The sequence below is a fragment of the Geomonas sp. genome, assembly GCF_056994735.1.
The window spans coordinates 1-2,167 of record NZ_JBXKJL010000149.1 but is presented as its reverse complement, the minus strand read 5'-3'; the positions used below and the strand labels follow the sequence as shown (position 1 = coordinate 2,167).

At 64.1% G+C, this 2,167-nt stretch carries 2 protein-coding genes and 1 pseudogene; all 3 read right to left on the bottom strand.

Annotation, left to right across the window (positions count from 1 at the left end):
* Positions 1 to 583 (bottom strand): annotated as a pseudogene (locus AC11W3_RS07130) (hypothetical protein); the annotation flags it as partial.
* A 152-nt stretch (positions 584 to 735) separates the two neighbouring features.
* Positions 736 to 1,881: an NHL repeat-containing protein gene (locus AC11W3_RS07125; RefSeq protein ID WP_484092730.1), complete on the bottom strand. Its 1,146-nt coding sequence runs from the start codon at positions 1,879 to 1,881 to the stop codon at positions 736 to 738.
* Between the two features lie 83 nt (positions 1,882 to 1,964).
* The coding region (locus AC11W3_RS07120; protein WP_484092729.1) for a hypothetical protein at positions 1,965 to 2,167 on the bottom strand (203 nt) is incomplete at its 5' end.

Genomic DNA, 2,167 nt, shown 5'->3' with positions numbered 1-2,167 from the left:
CGTAGAAGCCGGTCGGGTTGGCCTTGACCGCGCCGGTGTAGCTGACCTGCACCGGGTGGCTGCCGGTGGTGTGGTCCTGGGTCTTCCTGGAGCGGTGGCAGTCGAGGCACATCTGGTCGGAGTCGTTGAGGGCCCTCAGGAAGGGAGCGGAGTTGCTGGCGCTCTCCCTCGGTCCGTGCAGGTTGTGGCACTTCGAGCAAAGCATCTTCCCCTCGTGCGACTTGACCACCAGGGCCGGGCTCTGCGGCGGCTCGGCCCCCGCTTTCGGGTTGGTATCGGAACCCGACCAGTTGTGGGAGGTCTGCAGACCTGCCTGGGTCCCGAAGGGGTCGGCCGCGTCGGCCGGCGAGAAGGGGAGCCCCTGTGCCTTCGCGCCGCCGGAGGGGTTGTGGCAGCTGAAGCAGATCAGGTCGTTAGTCTGGGCTCCCAGCGAGTTGTGGGAGACGTGGCACTGCAGACACTGGAAGTCGTGAGGTGCGGGTACGGCATAGCCTGGCATATGGTCAAAGAGAAGGATCATAAACAGTGCCGCTGCACATAGTGCGATGTTCTTCATGGTCTGCTCCCACATTTTTCTGTACACGATGTCCACCTTTTCCCGGCCGGCGTCTTTCGGCTCCTGGTGTCGCCGCCCCGTTGGCCAGGCTCCGGGTATTCATACAGCCGGCAGAGATACTGCCGGCGCTAGAAACTATTCAGGGGGCAGCCACTAAGTGACTGCCCCTCCCCTTTCCTTTACCGGCAGGCCAGGCTCCCGGCCTTGCCATGACGACAGTCGACCCCGGATGGGTACTGCCAGGAGGCGTTGCTGGTCCGGGTCGAGCCCGAGCCGCTTCCCGCGCTAGCGGAGGATCCCCCCCCTACCCCGCTTCCGGAGCCTGCCGTGCTCCCTGCTGTCCCGGTGCTCCCGGGGATGCCGCCGGAGCCGGCTACCGTCCCGGAGACTGCCGGGGTCAGCCCGGAGAGCCTGGTATTGTCGGCCGACTCGTCGGTCCCGACGGCGAAGTAGGTCACCACCCCGGTTGAGTCGGCGGTGATCATCCTCTTGTTCTGCTGGTCGTAGACCACGTCGGTGAGTTGCAGGAACTGCCCCTCTTCCGCGCCGTAGGCCCCGAGGTAGCCGACGAATTTAGGCTGGGCCTCGAGATCAATCACCTGCACCGAGTTCTGGAAGCCGTCGGCCACGTACATGCGGACGCCGCTCGCGTAGTCGAAGGCCACGCCGTCAGGGTAGGTGAAGCTCAAGGGCCCGGAGAGGGAGCTCGGTCCGCCGACCGAACGCTTGAAGGTCCCGTCGGTGTCGAAGAGGACGATCCTGTTGTTGAGGGTATCGGCCACCGCGATCAGCTTCCCTTCCTTCTCATAGCTGAGCGCCGTCGGGTAGTTCAACTGGCCCTGCTTGGAGCCGGTAGTCCCGAAGGTGCTCTTGAAGGCGCCGGAGGCGCTGAAGACCGCGATCCTGTCGGCCTTGCTGTCGGCGACGTAGATGTTTCCGGCCGCGTCCAGCGCGATGCCGTTCGGCTCCTTGAAGGTGTACCCGGCAAGGTCGCCCTGCGGCAGACCGTTGATGCCGTAAAAGGTCACCTTGCGGTCGTGGCTCACCAGGAGCCTCCCGTCGGGGAGCGAGGTGACGCTGCGAACCACGCCCGAGGCCCCGATGACACCCTGGTAGCGGGCGTTGGCGTCGAACTTCACCACGCCGCGCTTTTGCACGTCGGCCACGTAGAGGTTGCCGGCGGCGTCAAGAGAGAGCTTTCCGGGCGCCCGCAGGTTTCCGGAGAGCGTCCCGAGCAGGGTCACGGTCGGAGTGGCACCCCAACCAGTCCCCAGCGATCCCAGGAGGAGCAGCGTCCCCAGGGCCAGGCTCATAACTTTTTTCATCGATCGGGTCATTGGTAAAGCCTCTTTGTCAGCGTTTGACCGGCGGTTCAAAAGCGGCCGGCTCGGTTCAATATCTAGACGAATCAGTTGTAGTAGGCCTGGTGGCAGTTGATACAGTTGGCGGTGGTCGTGTTGTCAAGTCCCAGGTAGTTGATGGCTGTGTTCTTGGTGTCCAGCGTCGGCCCGGCAACCTCGTGGATCGAGAGGGCCGTCGAGTCGTCGAAGATGCCGTTATCCAACCAGTCGATCGAGTACTGGATCAGGCGCTTGGCGTAGGTCGGGTTGT

Excerpts from the sequence above, each read along its gene's own strand:
- AC11W3_RS07125 (WP_484092730.1), bottom strand. The coding sequence starts at position 1,881 with ATGAAAAAAGTTATGAGCCTGGCCCTGGGGACGCTGCTCCTCCTGGGA.